Below are 1,364 nucleotides of genomic sequence, written 5' to 3'. Positions count from 1 at the left end.
CGTCGTAGACGGCTCCGGTCCGGGCGCCTGTGCCCACCCGGTATCCAAGATTGGGCGTATTCATTTTCAGGTCTCCTTTGTGGATCGGTCAGTAAAGCGTTCTGGCGAGCGTTTCGGCGGCGCGGTCGAGATCATGAACCTCGCTCTTCGCGACAACCGCGTAGGCGACATCGCCGATCTGGAAGTATGCCGAGGAGATATCGCCGGAGGGCGCGACGGTCGGTTTGACCACATCGAAAGTGCCCGGCCGGATTGCGAACAGCGACACCAGGCCCATCTCCTTCGTTTCAACAGCAATCTCGACACTCGGGCCGAAGCGCGACGGATAGATCTGCACGTCGCGGACTTTCCAGTCCGTCGGCAGCGATGGCATGACAATGGCGGTGGCGGCGCGGATCTCGCCGGCATTGTAATTGGGCGCCTCGGTCTGCGAGGGCATGTTCTCGCGCAGCAGCGTCGTCCTATGTGCCTGTACCGCCTCGTCGACATAGGCGGGCGGCTGCGGCGAAGCGACGACCTTTGTCACCGATATCGGCCCGATGATGCCGTTGGCCAGCCAGCCGGCGGCAACGAAAGCAGCAACCGCCGCCGCGCGTTGCAGCACGCCGAAGATACGGCCCCGGCCAAGTCCCCTCTCCAGCCGCCGTGCGGCATCGGCCGTTGCTGGCCGCGCCATGCCATCGGAGCCAGCCAACGCCACGCGCAGTTCGTCGCGGGTGCGCAGATCGGACATCACGCGCGCGGCCGCCGCCGGACGCGCGGCCAGGAAAGCCTCGACCTCGATGCGGCGGGTGACGTCGAGCTGGTCGTCGACATAGGCGTCGAGATCGGCGTCCGTAACCGGGTCGACAAGAGCGGTCATGAGTCGCCTCCCACGATCCTGAGATGATTTTTGCCACGGGCGGGCGCCTCTTCCATCTGGCGCAAAGCCGCGCGCGCCCTGCCGATACGCGACATCAGCGTGCCCAGCGGCACGCCGCTGGCATTTGCCGCCTGCTGGTAGGAGAGGCCCTCGATGGCGACCAGATGCAACGCCGAGCGCTGCTCTTCCGGCAGGCTGAAAAAGGCTTCGCGCACCTGCGCCAGGCGCACGGAATGTTCCTGCGGCGCCGGCGTGCTGCCGTCGGCCAGATATCCGGCCCGTTCCAGCCGCGCCGCTTCCGAACGGCGCGAACGCACGCGGTCGATGAAGGTGTTGTGGACGATCGACAGCAGCCATGCCCGCAGGTTTCCTCCCGAGCGGAAGGTGCCGCGCCGCTCATAGGCGCGCACCAGCGCGTCATGCACGAGATCCTCGGCCTCGACGCCGTCGCGCGTCAGCGAGCGCGCATAGCGCCGCAGCGACCCGAGCTGTCCTATGATGT

The 1,364-nt window shown here is 66.6% G+C and carries 2 protein-coding genes; both read right to left on the bottom strand.

Annotated elements, in window-relative coordinates:
• Nucleotides 1-88: 88 nt before the first annotated feature.
• Nucleotides 89-862, bottom strand: a complete 774-nt coding sequence (locus EOA36_RS35535; protein WP_127281243.1) for an anti-sigma factor — start codon at nucleotides 860-862, stop codon at nucleotides 89-91.
• On the bottom strand, nucleotides 859-1,362 hold the full coding sequence (locus EOA36_RS35530) for a sigma-70 family RNA polymerase sigma factor (protein ID WP_245464562.1): 504 nt from the start codon (nucleotides 1,360-1,362) through the stop codon (nucleotides 859-861). The genes EOA36_RS35535 and EOA36_RS35530 overlap by 4 nt, the downstream gene beginning before the upstream one ends.
• Nucleotides 1,363-1,364 lie beyond the last annotated feature (2 nt).

The sequence above is a fragment of the Mesorhizobium sp. M8A.F.Ca.ET.021.01.1.1 genome, from assembly GCF_003998025.1.
In the GTDB taxonomy this organism is placed as follows: domain Bacteria; phylum Pseudomonadota; class Alphaproteobacteria; order Rhizobiales; family Rhizobiaceae; genus Mesorhizobium.
Note: the sequence above shows the minus strand (reverse complement) of the source record. Positions and strands in the feature narration are given on the sequence as shown.

Excerpts from the sequence above, each read along its gene's own strand:
- EOA36_RS35535 (WP_127281243.1), bottom strand. The coding sequence starts at position 862 with ATGACCGCTCTTGTCGACCCGGTTACGGACGCCGATCTCGACGCCTAT.